This is a genomic window from Pannonibacter sp., from assembly GCF_051860505.1.
GTDB lineage: Bacteria > Pseudomonadota > Alphaproteobacteria > Rhizobiales > Stappiaceae > Pannonibacter.
On sequence record NZ_JBHYDX010000018.1, the window covers coordinates 49,283 to 69,696 of the forward strand.

The following is a 20,414-nucleotide window of genomic DNA, read 5'->3' on the forward strand; positions in this document are numbered from 1 at the left end:
GATCTCAGAAGGCCTTGAAGGTGATGATGGTGCGCGTGTCGCGGATGCCATCGAGGCAGTGCAGCTTCTGGTTCACGAAGTGGCCGATGTCCTCGCCGTCTTCGATATAGACCTTCACCAGGAGGTCATAGTCGCCGCTGGTCGAGTAGATTTCCGAGGCAATCTCGGCGTCGGCAATTGCGTTCGCCACCTTGTAGGTGTCGCCCAGGTTGCACTTGATCATGATGAAAAACGGCTTCATGGCGGCTCCTCGCGGGGCAGCGTCCGGATGCTACCCTGTGACAGGTGGAATGGCCGATTGGTGCGGCTGCGTCAACACATGCCATCGCCTCTTGCAATGCGCCGCCGCTCTTGTTAGCTGTCTTCCTGTCTCATGGGGGTGCCCGAATTCCGGGCTGAGAGGCATCGTGCCAACTCCTTGAACCTGATCCGGGTCGTGCCGGCGGAGGGATTTGGGATGATACGCCTGCTGTATTCGGGCGCGCCTTTGATGCGCTGCCAGATGATATCCTCGACATTGCTGCTGCCGTTCGCTGAGCATTTGCTCGCCTCCCATCTGTTTGGAGAGGCGGCATGAGCAGTTCGATTGATCACTCCCGTGAGGCGCTGGCGGACGCCATGGCTGGTGTCCTGGAGCGGCTGCGTCAGCGGGCTCCACGTGTCCACTGCCTGACCAACGCCGTTGCCCAGGCCTTCACCGCCAATGTGCTACTGGCACTCGGGGCCATCCCTTCGATGACGCTGGCGGCCGAGGAAGTCCCCGCCTTTGCGGCAAGTGCCGACGCCCTGCTGCTCAATCTGGGCACGCTGGATGACACCCGACGCACCGCCTTTGCGCTCGGGCTGGAGGTCGCCGAGCGGGACGGCAAGCCCTGGGTGCTCGATCCAGTCTTCGTTGACCGCTCGCCGCCCCGTCTGGCGCTGGCCAAGGATCTGCTTTTGCGGACCCCAACGCTGCTCAAGGTCAACGCAGGCGAACTTGCCGCGCTGGGCGGGGCGGATCGGCTGGGTGCCAGTTCCTATGCGGTGACAGGGGCCGTCGACGTCGTGTCCTGCGGCGGCCGCCAGCTCCGTCTTGCCAATGGCGATCCGATGATGGGCCGCGTGACGGCCACGGGCTGCGCGGCTGGTGCCGTGCTGGGCGCCTGTCTGGCGGTGGAACCTGATCCGCTGCTGGCCGCCGCGAGTGGTCTCAGCTTTGTGGCGATTGCAGGGGAACTGGCCGCGCGTGAGGCGAGGGGGCCGGGCAGTTTCGTGCCCGCGTTTCTCGATGCACTCCATGGCCTCGACGCCAGAACCCTCACAGACCAGCTGCGGCTCGCCTGACCGACCTCATCCTGTCTCCTTAAACCCGGGGTATCCCAATGACAGCAATTGCCTTGACCATTGCGGGCTCGGATTCCGGCGGCGGTGCCGGCATTCAGGCCGATCTCAAGACCTTCTCTGCGCTCGGCGTCTACGGCGCCAGCGTACTAACCGCGTTGACGGCGCAGAACACCCACGGTGTCACTGCGATCCACGATGTGCCGCCGCAGTTCGTCCGCGCGCAGATGGATGCGGTGCTGGGGGATCTGTCGGTCGATGCGATCAAGATCGGCATGCTGTCCCGTCCGGACGTGATCCTTGCCGTTGCGGCCGGGCTTGATGCCCATGCGCCGCGCCCGGTGGTTCTCGACCCCGTGATGGTGGCGGCCTCTGGCGATCCGCTGCTGGTGCCTGAGGCTGTGCAGGTGATCATCGCGGAGTTGCTGCCACGGGCGTCGCTCATCACGCCCAATCTTCCCGAGGCCGCGCGCATGCTCGGCGTTCCCACCGCCATCGGCCGCGATGACATGCGGATCCAGGCTGGTGCACTGCTCGGCCTTGGTGCCCGTGCGGTGCTGCTCAAGGGCGGCCATGGCGAAGGACCGGAGAGCGAGGACCTGCTGCTGACCGCTGAGGGGAGCGAGAATTGGTTTTCGGCGCCGCGCCACACCACCCGCAACACCCACGGCACGGGCTGCACCCTGTCGTCGGCCATCACGGCAGGACTGGCACGCGGGCTCGCACTGCCGGACGCAGTGGCGGCTGCCAAGGCCTATGTGACCGCGGCCATTCGGGCCGCCGATCATCTTGCAATTGGCACCGGACATGGACCGGTGCACCATTTCCACGCCGTCTGGGAGGCCGCTGAATGACCCGCGATCTGACACTGTCCCGCCGCAAGGCGCTCGGCCTTGGTCTGGCCGGTGCCGCCAGCACGTTGGCTGCGCCCGCGTTGGCAAAAGGACTTGCGACCATCGAATGGAAGATGGTGACCTCCTGGCAGAAGAACCTGCCAGGACCGGGCGTGACGGCACAGCGCATCTGCGACCAGATCGGCAAGCTCTCGGGTGGCCGCATGCGGGTGCAACTGGCGGCCGCCGGTGAACTGGTTCCAGCGCTCGGCGTGCTCGACGCTGTCTCGTCCGGCACGGCGCAGATGGGGCACACCGCATCGTTCTTCTGGCAAGGCAAGATGCCGGCCGCCGTGTTTTTCACCGCAATCCCCTTTGGTCTGACACCGCTCGAACACATGACCTGGATCGAACAGGGGGGCGGTCAGGCGCTGTGGGATGAACTTTACGCGCCCTTTGGCGTCAAGCCGGTGATGGCCGGCAACACCGGCGTGCAGATGGGCGGCTGGTTCAAGCGCGAGATCACGTCGCTGGATGATCTGGCGGGCCTCAAGATCCGCATGCCGGGGCTGGGAGGCGAGGTGCTGCGGCGTCTGGGCGCAACGCCGGTTGCCCTGCCTCCGGGAGAAATCTTCCAGGCGCTGCAGTCCGGCGTGATTGATGCGACCGAATTTCTGGGGCCCTGGAGCGACAAGGCGATGGGCTTCCAGAAAGTGGCAAAATACTATTATGCGCCGGGTTTCCACGAGCCGAACGGAACGGGCGAAGCCCTGTTCAACAAGGTCGCCCTTGACGGCTTGCCGGACGACCTGCGGGCCATCGTGCTTGAGGCCTGCCGGGCAGAGAACGCGCTGGCTTTGACCGAGAGCGAATGGATGAACGCGGGGGCGCTCGCTTCCCTGCAGGCGGACGATGGCGTTGACGTGCGCTTCTATCCCGACGATGTCCTTGCGGGTCTGCGCAAGGAGAGTGCGGCGGTTCTGGCCGATTTCGCGGCACGGGATGCCCTGTCGGGGCGGATCCTTGATAGCTACACTGCGGCGATTGCGCGGCTGGCCCCGTGGAGCCGCGTCTCCGTCCAGCGGTTTCTGAGCGCGCGCGATGGAGCCTGACCAGCACCCGTAAAGGCCCGACAGGACTTGTGACCCGCTCACGGCTTTTCGGGTGGCGGGGTGCTGGGTGCATTCCGCTTGCCCCGAATCGTCCTGGTCAATGCGGTGGCAGGGTTCTGGCAGGGTTCTGGCCGGAACCGGGTGCCGTCTCCCGTCGGAAAGCGGGATACTCCCTGTTTCCGGGCGGACTTCGCCAAGGGCGGGCGCCCCCCCATCGACCAGGGATTGCTGCCCGACCTGTTGCAGTTCAGCAACGCAAGTGACGAAAATATGTCCGTTCTGTGGAGCTGCGAATTTGCTCAAAAATTAGGCAAGGTGCGAGTTGAGAGTCTGGGCGTTGCAGGAAACAGGGTGAAGCAGAAGAAAACGACGTTATCGGCAGGGGTGACGTTGGGGAATGCGGTTAAGTTCCCGTCATTTTTGCGCTGCAACATGACTAGGCCTGCCCGCGCACTGCTGATTTTGGCAATTGCACTTGTCTCGTGTTTTACTGATCCTCCTTGCAATCGTGAAAGCTAGGCAGAGCGGACACGAATGTTTTTGGGAGGGAACTTGAATATGAACCGTGCACTCAAGGCTGCTGCTCTGTGCGGCTCGGCGCTGAGCCTGATCGCGGTGGCCGGACAGGCCCAGGCGGGCGGCTTCGCGCTGCGGGAGCAGAGCGCTTACTACCAGGGCATGTCTTTCGCCGGCAACGGCACCACCGGCCCGAGCATCTCGTCGATGTTCTGGAACCCGGCGACGATCACCGGCGCAGGCGAGGGGATCACCTTCGAATCCCACAACTCGTTCATCGTGCCGAGCGCGGATCTGGATGCGACCTTCACCAAGGGGTCTATTCCGTGGATCGGTTCGGGTTCTGGCAAAACCGGCGACATCGGCTCCGATGCCTGGATTCCGGCCAGCTACAATGCCTACAAGGTCAATGATGACCTGTTCGTCGGCATGTCGATCACCGCACCGTTCGGTCTGGCGACCAAGCCGAGCCCGGACTGGTCCGGCAAGTGGTACAACCGCTCGTCGGAAGTGTTCTCGGTCAATTTCACCCCAACCGTCGGCTACCGCATCAACGACATGATCTCGGTCGGCGCCGGCCTCCAGATCCAGTATCTGCAGGTTCGCCTGAAATCGGCTTTCCCGCTGTCTTCGACGGCGCAGACGGCCGAAGTGAAGGGCAGCGATATCGGATTTGGCGTGACGGCGGGTGTAACGGTCAAGCCGATGGAGGGCACCGAGTTCGGCCTCGGCTTCCGTTCGGCTGTGTCGCACGAGCTTGACGGCAAATACATCCAGCCGGCCGGCGTGGCGCTTCCCTCCGGCACGCCGTTCCCGGCGATGACCACAGGCATCACTGCGTCGACGATGACCCCTGAAATGGTCACCTTCTCTGTCAAGCAGCGGGTGTCGGATGCGTTCCGGGTTGCCGGCACCGTCGAGTGGACCAACTGGAGCCGTCTTGGCACCATTCACACCAAGCCGAAGTCTGGCACCACGGCAACGCCGGATCTCAAGTTTAACTACAATGACGGTTGGTTCTTTGCCGTTGGCGGCGAGTACGACTACAATGAAAAGCTGACGTTGCGCGCCGGCCTTGCCTATGAACTGTCCCCGATCGACGACAAGATCCGTTCAGCTCGCCTGCCAGACAACAACCGTTACTGGCTTTCGGCCGGTCTGAGCTACAAGGTCATGGAAAACATGTCCCTGGATCTCGGCTACACGCACATCATTCCGGAGAAGACCAAGATCGACATCGGCCCCGGGCATCAGGACTACAACCCGGGCGTTGGTCGCCTGACCGCGAATGTCGATGCAAATGTCAACATCTTTACGGCAGCCTTCCGCTATCGCTGGGGTGGCAAGCTCTGACATGTCTGCTCTGAAGTAAAAGAAAGCCGGCGCATCGCGTCGGCTTTCAGACTGCTGACAAACCCTCTTTGGTCATCCCGGACGCAGCGAAGCGAAGATCCGGGACCGGAGTGCCAAGGTCTCTCCGGTCCCGGCTCAGCGCTACGCTTGGCCGGGATGACGGCAGTGGGGTCGAGGTTTGTCATCAAGCTCAAAGCCGGCGCATCGCGTCGGCTTTTTTTGTTGTCTGCGGTGTCATGAAGGCCATGGTGGCGTTAAGCATGCTGTCATAAAGCGCCGTTTCTTTTCAGGGATTTAGTCAATCGGGCCGACGGAAACCGCCGCATTCCGCTCTCTGTCATATTCCTGATACCTGAATCGCGTCTAAGAGCCTCGTCCTTGACGTGGAGTGCGGACGATGACAGCGCGACCGGAAGCGCGGCACTATCGGGCTTTGTTCATTTCCGATGTTCATCTCGGAACCCGCGGCTGCCAGGCTGACCTCTTACTTGATTTCCTCAAGTACAATGATGCCGAGACCGTCTATCTGGTTGGGGACATCGTTGATGGCTGGCGCCTGAAGCGCGCCTGGTATTGGCCGCAGGCGCATAATGACGTGATCCAGAAGATCCTGCGCAAGGCCCGCAAGGGTGCGCGGATTTTCTATATCCCCGGCAATCACGATGAGTTCCTGCGCGACTTCCTTGGCACGCATTTCGGCGGCGTCGAGGTCGCCGACAGCGTGGTTCATACCGCTGCGGACGGGCGCGAATATCTTGTCATCCATGGCGACCAGTTCGACGTCGTCATCCGCCACGCGAAGTGGCTCGCCTTTTTCGGGGATAAGGCCTATGTCGCCGCGCTTGGCCTGAATACGACGCTGAATTTCATGCGTCGCCGGCTTGGCCTCACCTATTGGTCGCTGTCGGCCTGGGCGAAGCTGAAGGTCAAGAATGCGGTCAGCTTCATTGGTCGTTTTGAAGAAGCCCTGTCGGATGAAGCCAGGCGCCAGGGGACCCATGGCGTGATCTGCGGGCACATTCACCATGCGGCGAGCCACATGACCCATGGCATCCACTATATCAATACCGGTGACTGGGTTGAGAGCTGCACGGCCGTTGCCGAGCATCATGACGGGACCTTCGAGGTGATCCGATGGGTGGAACACGCGAAGCTGGAAACCTCGGACGAGGCGGCCCAGGAGCAGCCCGTCGCGGCATGACCTCCGTTCTCATCGTGACGGATGCCTGGCATCCGCAAATCAATGGTGTGGTCCGCTCGCTCGAACGCACAGCCGAAGAGCTGCAGCGGATGGGCGTGCGTGTCGAGTTTCTGACGCCGCAATTGTTCCGTACGCTGCCGTGCCCGACTTACCCGGAAATTCGCCTATCGTTGACGACACCGGGGCGGGTTCGGTCGCTGATGCGCAAGTTCAATTGCGATCATCTCCACATCGCCACGGAGGGGCCGCTTGGCATTCTTGCCCGTCGTGCCGCGTTAAAGACCGGGCAAATCTTCACGACGAGCTACCACACCCGGTTTCCCGAGTATCTCTCTGCGCGCCTGCCTGTGCCTCTTGACTGGACTTATGGTTGGCTGCGCCGGTTCCACAATGCCGGGCAGGGGTGCATGGTAGCGACCCGATCGCTGGACGACGATCTGACTGCGAGGGGCTTCACCAACCTGATGCGCTGGTCGCGCGGGGTTGATGATGCCGTGTTCCGGCCCTTCGAAGGCAATGTCCTGCCGGAGGATTTGCCGCGGCCGATCTTCATGAATGTCGGGCGCGTTGCGGTCGAGAAGAATATCACCGCGTTCCTGGATCTGGATCTTCCGGGCAGCAAGGTCGTGGTCGGCGAGGGGCCGCAGCTGGAACCGTTGCGCAAGGCCTATCCGGATGTGCTGTTTACCGGCGCCAAGGTTGGTGAGGATCTGGCTCGCCACTATGCTGCAGCCGATGTTTTCGTCTTTCCGTCGCTGACGGATACCTTCGGCAATGTCCTGCTTGAGGCGCTGGCCTGCGGTGTCCCTGTCGCAGCCTATCCCGTGATGGGCCCGCTGGATGTGATCGGTGAGAGCGGGGCAGGGGTTCTCTCGCACGACCTGCGCGAGGCGGCCCTTGCAGCCCTTGATATTCCACGGGATTACTGCCGCCAGGTGGCGCAGGGCTACTCCTGGGCCAACAGTTCTCGCCAGTTTCTCGAGAACGCCGAACTGGCCCATGCAAGGCAGATCGCTGGGCACAGCTCTGCAGCGGATACATCGGCTGCAGCTGAATAGCACCGGGCCGCTTGTGAAGGGGGCACCTTGCTGCTACCGCTGAACAGCGCAACGGAGACCCCTCAGATGTTGGACCTGCCGAGCTACGAGACTGTGCTTGCGGCCCGTGACCGGCTTGCAGGCCACGCGGTTGTGACCCCGCTGTTGCGGTTCCCTGTGCTTGATGCGGCGGCGGGGCGTCCTGTTCTGGTGAAGCCTGAAGTTCTGCAGCGCACCGGATCCTTCAAGTTTCGCGGTGCTTTCAATCGTCTGTCGATGATCCCTTTCGATCAGCGGTCGTCCGGTGTTGTGGCTTGTTCCTCAGGCAATCATGCGCAAGGCGTTGCAGAAGCCGCCCGCATCCTTGGGCTTGCGGCGACGATTGTGATGCCTGACGACGCACCGTCCATCAAACTGCAGCGGACGCGGGACTATGGCGCACAGGTGATCACCTATCGCCGGGGTGTGGATGACCGGGATGCGATTGCCTCGGACATCTGCGAACGGACCGGGGCCACGTTCGTGCATCCCTACAATGATGCCGGCGTCATTTCCGGGCAGGGAACCGTCGGTCTCGAGATCGGTGCGCAGGCGAGGGCGCTGGGGTTGGTGCCGGACGTGGTCGTGGCCTGCACAGGCGGCGGCGGGTTGACCAGTGGCATGGCGCTTGGCCTGGCGGCCGATGCGCCCGGCGCTCTGGTCTGCACCAGTGAACCAGCCGGATTTGATGACTATGCCCGCTCCCTGGAGAGCGGCACCCGACAGGCAAATGCGGCTGCGAGCGGCTCGATCTGCGATGCCATCCTGACGGGTGAGCCCGGCGAGACAGCTTTCGGCATCCTGATGCAACATAAGGCGCGCGGCCTGGTCGTCAGCGACGCCGAGGCGCTTGCTGCTGTCGCCTTTGCGTTTCGCGAACTGAAGCTGGTCGTGGAGCCTGGCGGTGCCGTAGCCCTTGCTGCGGTTCTCTTCGGCAAGGTGCCTTCCGGTTCCGGGCCGGTTGCCATTGTCCTGTCCGGAGGCAATGTGGACCCGGCGATGATGCAGCGCGCACTTGCCGCTTAAACGTCTGCGAATGAAACTGGATCGGGTATCAGCACCCCGTCGTCGCCGTAGATCTCTATCTCTTTTGCCGGGCAAATGCGGGAGAGACGGTTTCCGCCTGGGCTGGAACTACCCTAGACAGCGGCCATGCGCCGGCCTGTGCGGAAGCGAAGGATCTCGTCGGGGATCGTCCGGTTGCTGCGCTCGAACCACTGGCACCGGGCCTCCAGAAAGCGACGGAAAGTCTTGTGGTCGATCCCCGTATCGCGCATCAGGTTTGTAACGGCGCTGTCGGCGTCCGACTTGATGATCTTGGCCACCGTCGTCTCGGGGACATGGGTCTTGCGGGCAATCAGCCAGAAACAGGCGTCGATACGGTTCTGCTCGATCAGCGTCAGCAGAATGGAATCGAACGACAGTTCTCCCGATGCGATCTGAACATGCGCCTCATGGCAGGAGATCGACTTGCCATCGATGCTGAAGTCGACGGCCTTGTCGTCGGACTTTGCGGTCCGGGCCAGGCGCTCCAGGTCATCCTCCTTCATGGCCTTGGCGAGGGCGGGCGGGATCAGCGGGCAATTGGCGTCGAGGATGGTCTGGAGGTCGCTGCGAAAGACATCGTCCTGAAGGGCCCGCTGGGCAATGCCGCCGAGGACGGGCTGTTCGACATTTGCAAAGATCAGCAGGGCCAGAAGTCCACGCGCCGAGAATGTTACCGACAGATTGCGCAACAGGATGTAGGTGACGCCGCGGCCGGCCTTCGCGATCATCGTATCAACGATGTCTTCTGGCAGATGCATGCGCCGGGCAATAGCCGCCCGGTGGCGGTCGGAACGGTTGCGAACAATGTCGCGTAAGGCATTTGCGCTGATGGTTGGCGAGAATTCGAGGACAGGTTCGCTGAGCTCGAAGTCCTCCTGCGCGAGACGGTCGGCCAGTGCAGATGTTATTCTCTGTGTCTTGGCCAGCCGGACCACCAGATCAAAGCGGGTTGGCCGGTCGAGCTGGTGAAACACATCCAGGACCAATGCTGAGAACAATTCCCGCTCCATCGCGGACGGGTCCGGCGTCGATGGATTGGCAAACTCCGAGCCAAGCGTCCGGATCAGCTCTGATCTGGCCGAGGTATCCTTGTTTCTCGCGAGCTGTTCCAGGCTTTGCAGTAGCATTTTGTTGTGATGCTTTGTCTTCGCGGTCGAAGTCACTCGCCGCCTTTTCTTTCTCTTCGTAGTGTTACGGATAAGAGTGAATTAAACGTTGTTTTCTTTCAAATCCAAAACGCTATTGCATCAAAGGCAATAGAAGTCGAAGGGTCTCAACTACACTCCGCATTTGCTCGCATGTCGCGGGTGTCAGTTGTTTCGCAACATGGCCTGCCGCGTTTCCAGGGAGTGTGGTGGAGGAAAAAGCTGCAGGATCTATATTTAGCCACCTCAGGTCTGTGGATGTTTACGTTACATTAGAACAGAGCCGCCATGGTCGCGGCAGAACCTGGCTGGACGGATGCCGGGTCTGCCTGCCTTTGACCGCCCAACGACCACATGGAGGGGAAATGTCCTGTCTGCAGATTGCGGACCGGCTGAAGTTTTTTCAGCTCGATCCGGCCGAGATCGCTCTGGCACGCGATGCCTGGAGATTGATCGAACCGGCTCTTCCCGGGATCCTTGAAGGATTTTATCGCCATGTTGGCCGGGTTCCGGCCCTCGCCGCGATTGTGGGGGGACGGCAGTCACACCTGATCACGGCCCAGACCCGGCATTGGCAGCAGCTGTTCTGCAGCGGATTCGACAATGCCTACCAGGAAAGCGCCTTGCGCATCGGACGCGCGCATGTGCGCATCGGTCTTGAGCCCAGCTGGTACATTGGTGGCTATGGCTACGTGCTGGCGCAATTGACCGATGTGATTGGCCGCAAGCATCGCTTTTCGGGACAGCGGACAGCGCGACTGATCGGATTGGTGAGCCGGATCGTCCTGCTCGACATGGACATTGCCGTTTCAACCTATGGCGAAGCGATGGTGGAGCAGGCCGAGCAGCGCGAGCAACGGGTTCGCGATGCGGTCCAAGGCTTCGAGGAGCAGCTTCGCTCAGCTCTTGGCGGCCTTGCGGCTGCCTCACAGGCGCTTGAGACCACGGCGGATCACCTCTCTGGTGCCGCAAGTGATGCCGGCGCGCGGGTCGGCACCATGGAACTGTCAGCGGCCAATACCTCGCGTGGCATTCACTCCAGCGCGGCTGCGACCGAACAAATGTCGGCTTCGATCCACGAGATCAGCCGCCAGGCCAGCATGTCGCGTGACATCTCCAACGGTGCCGTGGAGAATGCGCGGCGGACCAATCAGTCCGTCCAGAGCCTGTCGGCGGCGGCCGAGCGGGTTGGCTCCGTCATCGAGCTGATCTCGGAAATCGCCGGTCAGACCAATCTCCTGGCACTGAACGCAACCATCGAGGCAGCACGGGCGGGAGAAATGGGACGCGGATTTGCTGTCGTCGCGGCGGAGGTCAAGGATCTCGCCAGCCAGACCACCCGGGCAACCGAGGAGATCACCGGTCAGGTCGCAGCAATCCAGGCGGCCACCCGTCAGGCTGTCGTGGACATCAACGGGATTTCCGAAACCATCGAAACGATTGCTGGCATTGCAGCCGAAATCTCTGCAGCCGTCGAACAGCAGATGGAAGCCACCACCGAAATCTCGCGCAACGTCCAGACGGCTGCGGCCGGAACGGCGACCATGAGCGACGAACTGACCGCCGTTCATGGCATGGTCCAGGGGACGCAGGACACTGCCGATAGCATTTCTCAGATGTCCGGGCAGTTGCGGTCTCAGTCGTCAGGGCTTGGCGAAAGTGCAAGCATCTTCTTCGCTCATGTGCTGGGTGACAGGAAGAGCGCCTGACAGAAACGAAAAAACCCCGGCAAGCCGGGGTTTCAGACTGCTGACAAACCCTCTATCGTCAGCCCGGACGCAGCGAAGCGGAGATCCGGGACCGGAGAGCCAAGGTCTCTCGGGGTTAACTCATTGAAATATAGAGGCCTCGACTCTCCGGTCCCGGCTCGGCGCTACGCTGGGCCGGGATGACTTCGGTGAGGTTGAGGTTTGTCATCAAGCTCAAACCCCGGCAAGCCGGGGTTTTTTATTGATTTGTCTGGTCTCAGCTGAAAAGCGCCTGACGTTCGTTTTCTGACAACATTGCCAGCGGGTCGGCATCGTCGATTTCCGCCAGGACTTCCTCTTCTTCCCAGGCCGCGTCCGCCGAGGCTTCTGCGACTGGATCACTTTCCATGTCACTTTTGGAAATACTATCGAACAGGGCTGCGATGCTGTCCGCGTCCATGAGGTCGTCGGCCGCGCCCTCCATCTCATCGTCTTCGGAGGCGAAGTCGTCATCCGACGCATCGAAGATCGCATCGATGGTGGCCGCGTCGAGCTGCTTGTCAGACGCCTGAACATCGGCCACTGGGCGGATTGTCGCAGTGCTGCTGGTACCTGCGTCCTTGCGGCTGAACTCCATGTCGAAGTCTTCGCTGTCGGCGGCAGATCCGGGCGACATGAACATCATGCTGTCGACATCGGTCTGGTTGACGCCCTTACCTTCGAGCTGCGGCCCGTTCAGCAGATGCGCATCCGGACGGCTGTCCACCGGGCCGGCCGTGTCTTCGGCTTTCATTTCCGAGATGCCCCAGATGCCGATCATCAGGTTGATCCGGCTCTCCAGATAACGCATCACATGCACCACCTTCTGGGTCCGCTGGCCGGTCAGGTCCTGGAAGGAGCAAGCCATGAAGATTTCGGTCGCCTTGGCGTCGATCTCGTCGCAGACTGCGTCGTCGGCGCCCTTTTCGCGCAGGATCCAGGCCTGTTCCTGGATGCGCTCGGCCGCAGCCAGGATGTCCTGGGTCGCCCGTTCGGTCTGCGTGACGATGGCATCCAGCTCGCTGGACGTGTTGGTAAAGCGGTTGCCGTCATCCTCTTCCAGCTTGATGTTGGCAATCTCGCGCTTTGTGCGCTCGATTGCTTCCTGCATGTCTGCAAGGTCAAGCTTGATGCGGTTGAGATCGGGTACCGTCCGTTCGCGGTGCATCACCCGTTCCAGACGACCGATGGCGTCGAGAATGGTGTTGGTCTCCGAACTGCGATGGCGACGCAGATATTCGGCAAGGAAGCGGCGGCCGCGGTCAGACTCTGTCAGTGTCTGCTCGAGGACGGTGTATTCGGTTTCCTGGATCAGGACTGGCGGTTCGATTGCTGCCATCGTAAAGGTCTCGATGTCCTCTTCGCCGCGCTGCCCCTGATTCGAGGCAAACGCCGATACTCAGGGCAAAGTTAGGCCGCAACAGTTAACATCTCTTTAGGCCCGAAACTCTGGGTCAAGGCTCATGGCAAAATTTCAAGTCGGCTTGTCTACCCGTGTCAGTGGTCTCTTCTGGGTTCACTTCATCGGGTCAGGGCTTTTTCTGCCCTTCTTTCCGCTGCTCCTCAGCAATCGCTCGCTTTCCGTTTCGGAAATTGCCACTGCCCTGGCGCTGGCGACTTTCGCGCGTATCCTTGCGGCGCCCTTGCTGACTTCGCTGTCAGACAAGACCGGACGTCGAAGACTGTCGATCTTCATCTATTCCTGGGCAGGCGTTGGTTTCCTGGTGCTGTTTGCGGCAACCGACAGCTACATCGCAACGCTGGTTGCGGTGGCTGGCCTGATGATCTTCTGGGCTCCGATCATCCCGCTTGCCGATGCCTATGCGCTGGATGTTGTGCGGCAAAGGGGCGGGCAATATGGCCGGATGCGATTGTGGGGCTCAGTAGCCTTCATTGCCGGGAACCTTGCCGGCGGCTGGCTGATCTCCTTCGCGACCGACCTTCCCTATCTTGGCGGCATCCTCCTGTCGCTGCTGGCCACGGCAGTCGTCGCCATCACTTTGCCCCCTGCGACACGGCGCGTGACCGGCGAACAGCAGGCCGACGACGTGCGGCCGGTGGTGTTTCGCCAGATCTGGTTCCTGGCACTGCTGGGCGCCATTGGCCTCATCCAGGCGAGCCACGCCGGCTACTATGCCTTTGCCACCATCTTCTGGCGGGCCTCCGGTGTTCCCGACACGGCCATCGGCCTGATCTGGTCAATCGGCGTTATCACTGAGATCGCGCTGTTTCTCTATGCCAGCCGTCTGCCGGCCTGGTTCACGCCGTTGCGGCTGATCCTGATCGGCGGATTGGCCGGCGTCCTGCGCTGGCTTCTGTTTGCGGAAGCGACCAGCCCGGCGTTCATTGTTCTGTTGCAGGGGCTGCATGGCCTGAGTTTCGGGGCGGTGCATCTGGGCACCGTCAGTCTGCTCGGGCGCATTGTGCCGTCCCGCTGGTCAGCCACCGGCCAAAGCCTTATGGCAACGTCGATTGGCCTGCTCAATGCCCTGGCGACCTGGGGCAGCGGTCTGCTCTATGCCCAGGCGCCGGCGCATGCCTTCTGGGCAATGTCCGGTCTGTCTTTGCTTGGTGTGGTTGCCCTGCTGGTGCTGGCCGGACGGGTGACCCGCGAAGTTTCAGCCGTATCCGAACCTGCGGATCGCTAGCCCCAGAGAGAGGGCTGCGGCGGGATCAGAGTGCTGCCCTGAAACTCAAGGCCGCCTGGACGGTCATTGGACAACAGCAGCGGGCCGTCCAGATCAACGTAATCGGCTTCCTGGGCAATGAGGACAGCGGGTGCCATGGCGAGGGACGTGCCGAGCATGCAGCCGACCATTACCTTGAAGCCAAGCGTGCGTGCGTCGCTGTAGAGCGCCAGCGCCTCTGTCAGGCCGCCGGCCTTGTCCAGCTTGATGTTGACGGCATCGTACCGCATCCGCAGGGCCGGTAGATCCGCCCGCGTGTGCAGGCTCTCATCGGCGCAGACCGGCACCGGCCTGGCCAGGTGCCCGAGCGCGGCGTCCTGTGCTGCGGGCAGCGGCTGCTCGATCAGTTCCACACCAGCTTCTGCGCAGGCGGCCATGTTCTCGCCGTAGCAATCTTCGGTCCACGCCTCATTGGCATCGACCACCAGGCGGGCGTTTGGCGCCGCTGCCCGGACTGCCGCGATCCGGGCAGCATCGCCCGGGCCTGCCAGCTTCACTTTCAAGAGCGGCCTGTCTGCTGCCTTCAGAGCGGCCGCTGCCATGCTGTCAGGCGTACCGACGCTCAATGTGAAGCAAGTGGTCAACGGCTTCAGAGGCCCAACTCCGGCCAGGTCCGCTGCCCGGCGGCCGCTGCGCTTGGCCTCGAGGTCCCACAACGCGCAGTCAATGGCATTGCGCGCAGCGCCAGCCTGCAGCGTTGCGGCAAGGCTGTGCCGGTCGAGGCGACCACCCAGTTCCTCGACTGTCGCCCGGATTGCCGCCATCACGCTGTCGATGCTTTCGCCATAGCGAGGGTAGGGCACGCATTCACCTCGGCCGGTATGGGCACCGTCGCTTATGGAGACAACCACCACATCCGCATGGGTGCGGCTGCCCCGCGAGATCGCAAAGCCGCCGGCAATCTCGAAGCGTTCATGTGCAATATCAAGACGCAGCATCATGGCGCTCCGAACTCGGATGCGAGGCGGTCAATCACCGGCATCATGCCGTAGCGAACAGGATCGGTGGCCGGCAGGGCGTATTTCTTTTCCAGGTCGGCGAGATAGGCCCGCGCTTCCGCATCTCCAAGCGCAGCTGTGTTGATCGACAGGCCAATGCAGCGGATGGCCGGGTTGGTCAACGAACCGCAGCGGATCGTCAGGTCAATGACGTCTTGGATTGAGGGCAGGGGTGTTTCCACCCCGCGCATCGTGCGGCGGGTTGGTTCATGGCAGACAATAAAGGCATCGGGCTGGGCGCCGTGCAGCAGGCCCAGGGTCACCCCGGCGAACGAGGGGTGGAAGAGCGACCCCTGGCCTTCGATCACATCCCATTGCTGCTGATCCATCGCCGGGGAGATCCACTCGACGGCACCGGAAATGAAGTCTGCGATCACCGCGTCAATGGCAACGCCACGGCCAGAGATGAAAACGCCCGTCTGTCCGGTGGCCTTGAAGTTGCAAGTATATCCGCGCGCGCGCATGTCGCGTTCCATGGCGAGCGCTGTGTATTTCTTGCCGACCGAACAATCCGTCCCGACCGTCAGGATCCGCTTGCCGGGGCGCTTGCTGCCTTTGCCGGTTGCAAAGACTTCGCTGGAGTGGCGCACATCGAACAACTTGCGGCCATTGCGCTCGGCGGCGTCACGGATCGCCGGGATCGAGCCCAGCCTCACATGCAGGCCACTGGCGACGTCAAGCCCGGCGTCCAGAGCCGCGACGATCGAGGTGACCCAGTGATCAGGCAGGCGGCCGCCCGCATTCACGGCTCCGACAATCATGGTTCGAGCACCTGCATTGGCTGCGGCCTCGATGGTCATGTCGGGCAAGCCTGCGTCAGCCTGGCAGCCCGGCAGCCGGTTTTGACCCAGGCACCATTCCCGTCGCCAATCGACCACGCCGAGTGCCGTCTTCGCCGCAAGCGCGTCCGGCACGTCACCGAGAAACATCAGGTAGGGATTTGCGATATCCATGGTCATATCCGCCTTTTACCGAGGCTGCAGGGGTGCGCGGCTGGACGCCTTGCTGTCCTGTCAGGTATAGGGGGTTGTCCTTCACAGCGGCAAGAGGCTCGCGGCGCGCGCTATGGCCTTACTCAATGACCTGATCGAGCCACGATGCGCAACGCGCCATGACGGGGAGCGCGTGGTCCTCATACTGTCCGGGGACTGGATCATCCGTTCGGCCATGGCCTGCGAAGCATTGGCAGAACAGATCTGTACTGATCTGCGTGCCGGTGTTGTGGCGGTTGATTTTTCAGCGCTTGGCCGTCTTGATACGGCTGGTGCCTGGATCCTCCACAAGTTTCGGGGTCGCATCGAATATTCCGGTGCCCGGGTACAGGTTGTCGGCGTCAGCGAGGAGCACCGGCTGCTGCTGAATGAAGTGGATGCGCATCACCCGCCCCCGTTCGTACCGGACAACAATCGCACTTCCATTGTCAGCGTATTCGATGCGACCGGTCGTGCGGTCGTCGAGGCGTGGCAGGATTTCATCGCCATCCTCCACATTCTCGGCTCTCTCAGTGCGGTGGTCACCACGGTCCTGTTCCAGCCAAAGCGCTTGCGCGGCATTGCTATTGCCGTCCAGTTCGACAAGACCTGTATCGGTGCGGTTCCGATCGTCGCGTTGATGAGTTTTCTGATCGGGGCGATCATTTCACAGCAGGGCGGCTTCTACCTGCGCCAGTTTGGCGCGGATCTGTTCGTGGTCGATCTGGCCGGTGTCCTGGTCTTGCGCGAAATCGGCGTGCTCCTGACTGCAATCATGGTTGCCGGACGATCCGGGTCGGCGTTTACGGCCGAACTGGGCGCGATGAAGATGCAGGAAGAGATCGACGCCCTGCATGTCATCGGCCTCAATGTCACTGAGGTCCTGATCCTGCCGCGCCTGCTGGCCCTGATGGCGGCGGTGCCGGTTCTCGCCTTTGTGTCCGATATTGCTGCCCTGACAGGAGCCGGTCTCGTGTCCTGGTCTTATCTCGGCATTCCGCCGCAAGCTTTTCTCTCGCGCCTGCAGGATGCGGTGACCATGCAGACGTTTCTGGTCGGCATGGTCAAGGCGCCCTTCATGGCCCTGATCATCGGCCTGATTGCCTGTGTCGAGGGGCTCAAGGTTGGTGGCTCGGCCGACTCGCTTGGCCGTCATACGACCATGTCGGTCGTGAAGGCGATTTTCCTGGTCATCGTCGTGGATGGCCTGTTTGCCATCTTCTTTGCCGCGATCAACGTGTGAGGCCCGCGTGAGCACTTCCACACATCCTGTCGGCATCGAGCCAGGCGAGGCAACGGCGCGGCCGGTCATCCTGACGGCACGCGGCGTAACGGTCGGTTTTGGCAGCAAGCTGATCCTGGAGAACCTCGATCTCGACGTCTATCGCGGCGAAGTCCTTGGCTTTGTCGGCGGATCGGGCACCGGCAAATCGGTCCTGATGCGGAGCATCCTCGGCCTGACGCCGCGCCGGGCTGGGCGGATCGAGGTCTTTGGCCAGGATCTCGACAGCGCCACATCCGACGAGCGCAACCTGATCGAGCGGCGCTGGGGCGTTCTGTTCCAGCAAGGGGCATTGTTTTCCTCCCTTACCGTGAAACAAAACATCCAGGTTCCCATGCGGGAGTACATGGGTTTGTCCCAGGTCTTGATGGATGAACTGGCCTGGTTAAAACTGGAACTGGTCGGGTTGCCGCGGGATGCAGCGGACAAGTATCCGTCCGAATTGTCAGGCGGCATGGTCAAGCGGGCCAGTCTGGCACGGGCGCTCGCACTGGATCCGGATCTTGTGTTCCTGGATGAGCCGACGTCCGGTCTTGATCCGATCGGTGCGGCTGCCTTCGACAAGCTCATTGCCAAGTTGCGGGAAACACTTGGACTTACCGTCTATATGGTGACACATGATCTCGATAGTCTACATTCCATCTGTGATCGGATCGCAGTGCTTGGTGAGCGCCGGGTCTTGTTGGCTGGAACGATAGAAGACATGATGGCCAGCGATTATCCTTGGATCAAAGCCTATTTCCGGGGCGAGCGCGCCCTGCGCCGGGTTTGAAGGAAGACATATGGAAACCCGGGCAAACTATGTCCTGATCGGTGGCTTTGTTCTCGGCACGCTTCTTGCCGCCTTTTTGTTCATCTACTGGCTGGCGGCCAATTCCGACAGCCGCACGAGCGTGAATGTAAAAGTCATCTTCCCAGGCCCCGTCACTGGACTGCCGGTGGGCGGACAGGTGCTGTTCAATGGCATCAAGGTGGGTGATGTTGGTGCCCTCGACTTTGATTCCACCGACCCGCGCATTGTTGTGGCCACCATTCGCGTGACCCCGACCGCGCCCTTGCGCAAGGATGTCAAGGCAACGCTCGGGTTCCAGGGTTTGACCGGCGTTGCCTATGTCGATCTCAAGGGCGGGACCACGGGCTCCGGGCTTTTGCTGAGCGACACCAACGGCCAGGAGCCGGTTATCTACGCCGACCGGTCCTTCTTCGACGATATCCTCGATCATGGCCGCGATGTGCTGCGCAAGGCGGACCAGACACTTTCGACAATCGACGCCGTGATTCAGGAGAACCGTCCGGCGATCTCGGCCACTGCCCGTAACGTGGAAACCTTCTCTGCTGCTTTGGCCGAGAACTCTGATGGCGTGAAGGAGTTCATGACGTCGGTTGGCGAAGCAACCACGGCGTTCAAGTCCCTGGCTGGCCGCATGGAAGGCCTTGTGGTCGAAGGCGAGCGCATCCTGGCTGCCGTGCCCTCGGACAAGGTCGAAGAGCTTGTCGGCAACGTCACAACCTTCTCCCAGTCGCTGCGCGATGCGGGCCCTGAGATCAGCAAGATGGTTGCCGATGCCCAGTCCGCGACATCGAACCTGAATGAATTCACCGAACGTCTCAACGGGTCGCTGGCCCAGGTTGAGGCCGTCGTGGCTGCAGTGGATCCGGAAGCGGTCGGCAAGGTCGTCGATGGGGCCGCCGCCCTCGGTACGGTCCTGACTGACCGCTCTGCCGACATTGACCGGGTGATTGCGTCTACGGCCGGCACCATGGACAATCTCGACCAGATCACCAGGACAGTTCGCGCCCGCGAAGCTGATTTCACGGCCTTTATCACGGAGGGCCGGCAACTCGTCGGTGAATTGTTGAAGACCGTCGAGAACGCCGGCGGTGTCGTCGCGGCTGTTGATCCGGCTCGGGTCAGCAGCATTCTGGCCAGTGTCGACAAGGTGGTTGGTGACTTCGCCGGCCAGGGCGAGGCGATCACTGCAACCGTCTCCTCGGCCCGCAGCGCTGCTGCCAACATTGAGACGCTCACCAATGACCTCAATGCCCGTCGTGGTGATGTCGACCAGATCATCACCGATGCGAAGACCGTGTCGGCGAACCTGTCGACGGCGTCCGGCAAGCTCAATGGCCTGGTCGACACCGTCAACTCGATGGTCGAGGGCAATGGCGAGGGGCTGATCGTCGAGGCAACCAAGGCGGCCGCTGCGATCCGCAAGATCGCCGAAACCTTCGAGAGCCGGGCCGGTGGCATTGCCGATGGCCTTACCAAGTTCGCGCAGCAGGGCTCGACCGACTTTGCCGCGACCCTTGACCAGATCAACCGGACCTTCGCCGCGATCCAGCGGGCAGTTGATAATTTTGACCGGGCGCCGAACCGGGTGATCTTCGGCGGTGACGACGTACCCCGCTTCGGCGGCGGGCAGCGGCGTTGAAGCCGGCGGTGACAGGACCCAGGATGATGATGCAGCGGGCGAGTGAGGCGATGACGGGGAAAACAACGGCGAGGCGGCATCGCCGGGCGGCACTTGGGCTGGCGGCGGCTGCGCTGCTCCTGGCGGCCTGCGCATCGACGGCGCCCAACGCGCTCTACGGGCTCAATGCGCCCTCGGACTTTGTCAGCGGACAAAAGCGCTCCGTCCAGATCCTTGTGGCCACACCGCGTGCCTTGAGCGCCCTGGATACGTCCAATATCGCCGTTGTCGACAAGGGCCCGTCCTACAGCTACTTCCCGCAGGCCGCCTGGGCGGATCAGTTGTCGAACGTCGTGCAGGCCGGACTGGTCCAGACGTTGGAAAACACCAATCGACTGAAGGGAGTTGGTCTGGCCGGTGAAGGCCTGCTGATCGACTACCAGCTTCAGACCGAGTTGCGGGCGTTCCAACTGCAGGTGGACGGCGCGGATCGCGCCGTTGTCGAGATCGCCGCCAAGCTTGTGAATGACCGCAACGGGCGTACGGTCGACAGCCGGGTCTTCAGCGCCGTCGTTCCGTCCGGCGGAACGGGCGTAGAACAGGCTGTCGCCGCCATGAACAGTGCATCCGGTCAGGTGTTCCGGGAAATGGCGGCCTGGGTCCTCTCCAAGGTCTGATCAGGCTTTCGCGGTATCCGGCTCTGTGGCCTTCCGCTTCATGATGCACCAAGCA

Annotated in this window: 18 protein-coding genes and 1 riboswitch; of the genes, 13 read left to right on the forward strand and 5 right to left on the reverse strand. The window is 62.0% G+C overall.

The genetic code is table 11. The features are described from left to right. Window positions 1-4: 4 nt before the first annotated feature. Window positions 5-241 (reverse strand): Lrp/AsnC ligand binding domain-containing protein, encoded by a 237-nt coding sequence (locus tag ACTIFE_RS13770; protein ID WP_106752999.1) that lies wholly within the window; start codon window positions 239-241, stop codon window positions 5-7. A gap of 124 nt (window positions 242-365) precedes the next feature. After that, window positions 366-469, forward strand: a riboswitch (TPP riboswitch). Between the two features lie 104 nt (window positions 470-573). Here ACTIFE_RS13770 and ACTIFE_RS13775 point away from each other — a divergent pair. From ACTIFE_RS13775 to ACTIFE_RS13805, 7 genes are all read left to right on the forward strand, one after another. Then, window positions 574-1,326: a hydroxyethylthiazole kinase gene (locus tag ACTIFE_RS13775; protein WP_439529732.1), complete on the forward strand. Its 753-nt coding sequence runs from the start codon at window positions 574-576 to the stop codon at window positions 1,324-1,326. Between the two features lie 38 nt (window positions 1,327-1,364). Further along, on the forward strand, window positions 1,365-2,177 hold the full coding sequence (gene thiD, locus ACTIFE_RS13780; protein ID WP_439529733.1) for a bifunctional hydroxymethylpyrimidine kinase/phosphomethylpyrimidine kinase: 813 nt from the start codon (window positions 1,365-1,367) through the stop codon (window positions 2,175-2,177). Next, complete coding sequence (locus ACTIFE_RS13785) at window positions 2,174-3,268, forward strand: TRAP transporter substrate-binding protein (RefSeq protein WP_439529734.1); 1,095 nt, start codon at window positions 2,174-2,176, stop codon at window positions 3,266-3,268. Before thiD ends, ACTIFE_RS13785 begins: the two co-directional genes overlap by 4 nt. 558 nt (window positions 3,269-3,826) lie before the next feature. Continuing rightward, window positions 3,827-5,137: an OmpP1/FadL family transporter gene (locus ACTIFE_RS13790; protein ID WP_439529735.1), complete on the forward strand. Its 1,311-nt coding sequence runs from the start codon at window positions 3,827-3,829 to the stop codon at window positions 5,135-5,137. Between the two features lie 397 nt (window positions 5,138-5,534). Continuing rightward, window positions 5,535-6,338, forward strand: a complete 804-nt coding sequence (locus ACTIFE_RS13795; RefSeq protein WP_106752994.1) for a UDP-2,3-diacylglucosamine diphosphatase — start codon at window positions 5,535-5,537, stop codon at window positions 6,336-6,338. Next, window positions 6,335-7,396, forward strand: a complete 1,062-nt coding sequence (locus tag ACTIFE_RS13800; RefSeq protein WP_439529736.1) for a glycosyltransferase family 4 protein — start codon at window positions 6,335-6,337, stop codon at window positions 7,394-7,396. The genes ACTIFE_RS13795 and ACTIFE_RS13800 overlap by 4 nt, the downstream gene beginning before the upstream one ends. 66 nt (window positions 7,397-7,462) lie before the next feature. Then, on the forward strand, window positions 7,463-8,440 hold the full coding sequence (locus ACTIFE_RS13805; RefSeq protein WP_439529737.1) for a threonine ammonia-lyase: 978 nt from the start codon (window positions 7,463-7,465) through the stop codon (window positions 8,438-8,440). A gap of 113 nt (window positions 8,441-8,553) precedes the next feature. Here the strand turns inward: ACTIFE_RS13805 and ACTIFE_RS13810 are convergent, their stop codons facing one another. After that, window positions 8,554-9,588, reverse strand: a complete 1,035-nt coding sequence (locus ACTIFE_RS13810) for a DUF2336 domain-containing protein (protein ID WP_439529738.1) — start codon at window positions 9,586-9,588, stop codon at window positions 8,554-8,556. 383 nt (window positions 9,589-9,971) lie between these two features. On the opposite strand from ACTIFE_RS13810, the gene ACTIFE_RS13815 reads away from it, so the two are divergent. After that, window positions 9,972-11,315, forward strand: a complete 1,344-nt coding sequence (locus ACTIFE_RS13815; RefSeq protein WP_439529739.1) for a protoglobin domain-containing protein — start codon at window positions 9,972-9,974, stop codon at window positions 11,313-11,315. Between the two features lie 256 nt (window positions 11,316-11,571). Here the strand turns inward: ACTIFE_RS13815 and ACTIFE_RS13820 are convergent, their stop codons facing one another. After that, on the reverse strand, window positions 11,572-12,672 hold the full coding sequence (locus ACTIFE_RS13820; RefSeq protein WP_439529740.1) for a protein phosphatase CheZ: 1,101 nt from the start codon (window positions 12,670-12,672) through the stop codon (window positions 11,572-11,574). A 124-nt stretch (window positions 12,673-12,796) separates the two neighbouring features. On the opposite strand from ACTIFE_RS13820, the gene ACTIFE_RS13825 reads away from it, so the two are divergent. Then, complete coding sequence (locus tag ACTIFE_RS13825) at window positions 12,797-13,981, forward strand: MFS transporter (protein ID WP_439529741.1); 1,185 nt, start codon at window positions 12,797-12,799, stop codon at window positions 13,979-13,981. On the opposite strand, the gene dgcA is transcribed toward ACTIFE_RS13825, so the two are convergent. Both dgcA and dgcN read right to left on the reverse strand, forming a co-directional pair. Continuing rightward, complete coding sequence (dgcA, locus tag ACTIFE_RS13830) at window positions 13,978-14,958, reverse strand: N-acetyl-D-Glu racemase DgcA (RefSeq protein WP_439529742.1); 981 nt, start codon at window positions 14,956-14,958, stop codon at window positions 13,978-13,980. The genes ACTIFE_RS13825 and dgcA overlap by 4 nt on opposite strands. Continuing rightward, window positions 14,958-15,971, reverse strand: coding sequence for an N-acetyltransferase DgcN (dgcN, locus tag ACTIFE_RS13835; RefSeq protein WP_439529743.1), 1,014 nt, complete (start codon window positions 15,969-15,971; stop codon window positions 14,958-14,960). Before dgcN ends, dgcA begins: the two co-directional genes overlap by 1 nt. Before the next feature lie 112 nt (window positions 15,972-16,083). Here dgcN and ACTIFE_RS13840 point away from each other — a divergent pair, with 112 nt between their 5' ends. The 4 genes from ACTIFE_RS13840 to ACTIFE_RS13855 are packed head-to-tail and all read left to right on the forward strand — an operon-like array spanning window position 16,084 to window position 20,359. Beyond that, window positions 16,084-17,232 (forward strand): ABC transporter permease, encoded by a 1,149-nt coding sequence (locus tag ACTIFE_RS13840; RefSeq protein ID WP_439529744.1) that lies wholly within the window; start codon window positions 16,084-16,086, stop codon window positions 17,230-17,232. 7 nt (window positions 17,233-17,239) lie between these two features. After that, the gene (locus ACTIFE_RS13845; RefSeq protein ID WP_439529745.1) at window positions 17,240-18,043 is read left to right on the forward strand and encodes an ABC transporter ATP-binding protein; all 804 of its coding nucleotides are present in this window, start codon (window positions 17,240-17,242) and stop codon (window positions 18,041-18,043) included. Window positions 18,044-18,053: 10 nt separating this feature from the next. Then, the gene (locus ACTIFE_RS13850; RefSeq protein ID WP_439529746.1) at window positions 18,054-19,703 is read left to right on the forward strand and encodes an MlaD family protein; all 1,650 of its coding nucleotides are present in this window, start codon (window positions 18,054-18,056) and stop codon (window positions 19,701-19,703) included. Between the two features lie 50 nt (window positions 19,704-19,753). Beyond that, window positions 19,754-20,359, forward strand: coding sequence for an ABC-type transport auxiliary lipoprotein family protein (locus tag ACTIFE_RS13855; protein ID WP_439529747.1), 606 nt, complete (start codon window positions 19,754-19,756; stop codon window positions 20,357-20,359). Window positions 20,360-20,414: the final 55 nt, after the last annotated feature.

Excerpts from the sequence above, each read along its gene's own strand:
- ACTIFE_RS13770 (WP_106752999.1), bottom strand. The coding sequence starts at position 241 with ATGAAGCCGTTTTTCATCATGATCAAGTGCAACCTGGGCGACACCTAC.
- ACTIFE_RS13775 (WP_439529732.1), top strand. The coding sequence starts at position 574 with ATGAGCAGTTCGATTGATCACTCCCGTGAGGCGCTGGCGGACGCCATG.
- thiD (WP_439529733.1), top strand. The coding sequence starts at position 1,365 with ATGACAGCAATTGCCTTGACCATTGCGGGCTCGGATTCCGGCGGCGGT.
- ACTIFE_RS13785 (WP_439529734.1), top strand. The coding sequence starts at position 2,174 with ATGACCCGCGATCTGACACTGTCCCGCCGCAAGGCGCTCGGCCTTGGT.
- ACTIFE_RS13790 (WP_439529735.1), top strand. The coding sequence starts at position 3,827 with ATGAACCGTGCACTCAAGGCTGCTGCTCTGTGCGGCTCGGCGCTGAGC.
- ACTIFE_RS13795 (WP_106752994.1), top strand. The coding sequence starts at position 5,535 with ATGACAGCGCGACCGGAAGCGCGGCACTATCGGGCTTTGTTCATTTCC.
- ACTIFE_RS13800 (WP_439529736.1), top strand. The coding sequence starts at position 6,335 with ATGACCTCCGTTCTCATCGTGACGGATGCCTGGCATCCGCAAATCAAT.
- ACTIFE_RS13805 (WP_439529737.1), top strand. The coding sequence starts at position 7,463 with ATGTTGGACCTGCCGAGCTACGAGACTGTGCTTGCGGCCCGTGACCGG.
- ACTIFE_RS13810 (WP_439529738.1), bottom strand. The coding sequence starts at position 9,588 with ATGCTACTGCAAAGCCTGGAACAGCTCGCGAGAAACAAGGATACCTCG.
- ACTIFE_RS13815 (WP_439529739.1), top strand. The coding sequence starts at position 9,972 with ATGTCCTGTCTGCAGATTGCGGACCGGCTGAAGTTTTTTCAGCTCGAT.
- ACTIFE_RS13820 (WP_439529740.1), bottom strand. The coding sequence starts at position 12,672 with ATGGCAGCAATCGAACCGCCAGTCCTGATCCAGGAAACCGAATACACC.
- ACTIFE_RS13825 (WP_439529741.1), top strand. The coding sequence starts at position 12,797 with ATGGCAAAATTTCAAGTCGGCTTGTCTACCCGTGTCAGTGGTCTCTTC.
- dgcA (WP_439529742.1), bottom strand. The coding sequence starts at position 14,958 with ATGCTGCGTCTTGATATTGCACATGAACGCTTCGAGATTGCCGGCGGC.
- dgcN (WP_439529743.1), bottom strand. The coding sequence starts at position 15,971 with ATGGATATCGCAAATCCCTACCTGATGTTTCTCGGTGACGTGCCGGAC.
- ACTIFE_RS13840 (WP_439529744.1), top strand. The coding sequence starts at position 16,084 with ATGGCCTTACTCAATGACCTGATCGAGCCACGATGCGCAACGCGCCAT.
- ACTIFE_RS13850 (WP_439529746.1), top strand. The coding sequence starts at position 18,054 with ATGGAAACCCGGGCAAACTATGTCCTGATCGGTGGCTTTGTTCTCGGC.
- ACTIFE_RS13855 (WP_439529747.1), top strand. The coding sequence starts at position 19,754 with ATGACGGGGAAAACAACGGCGAGGCGGCATCGCCGGGCGGCACTTGGG.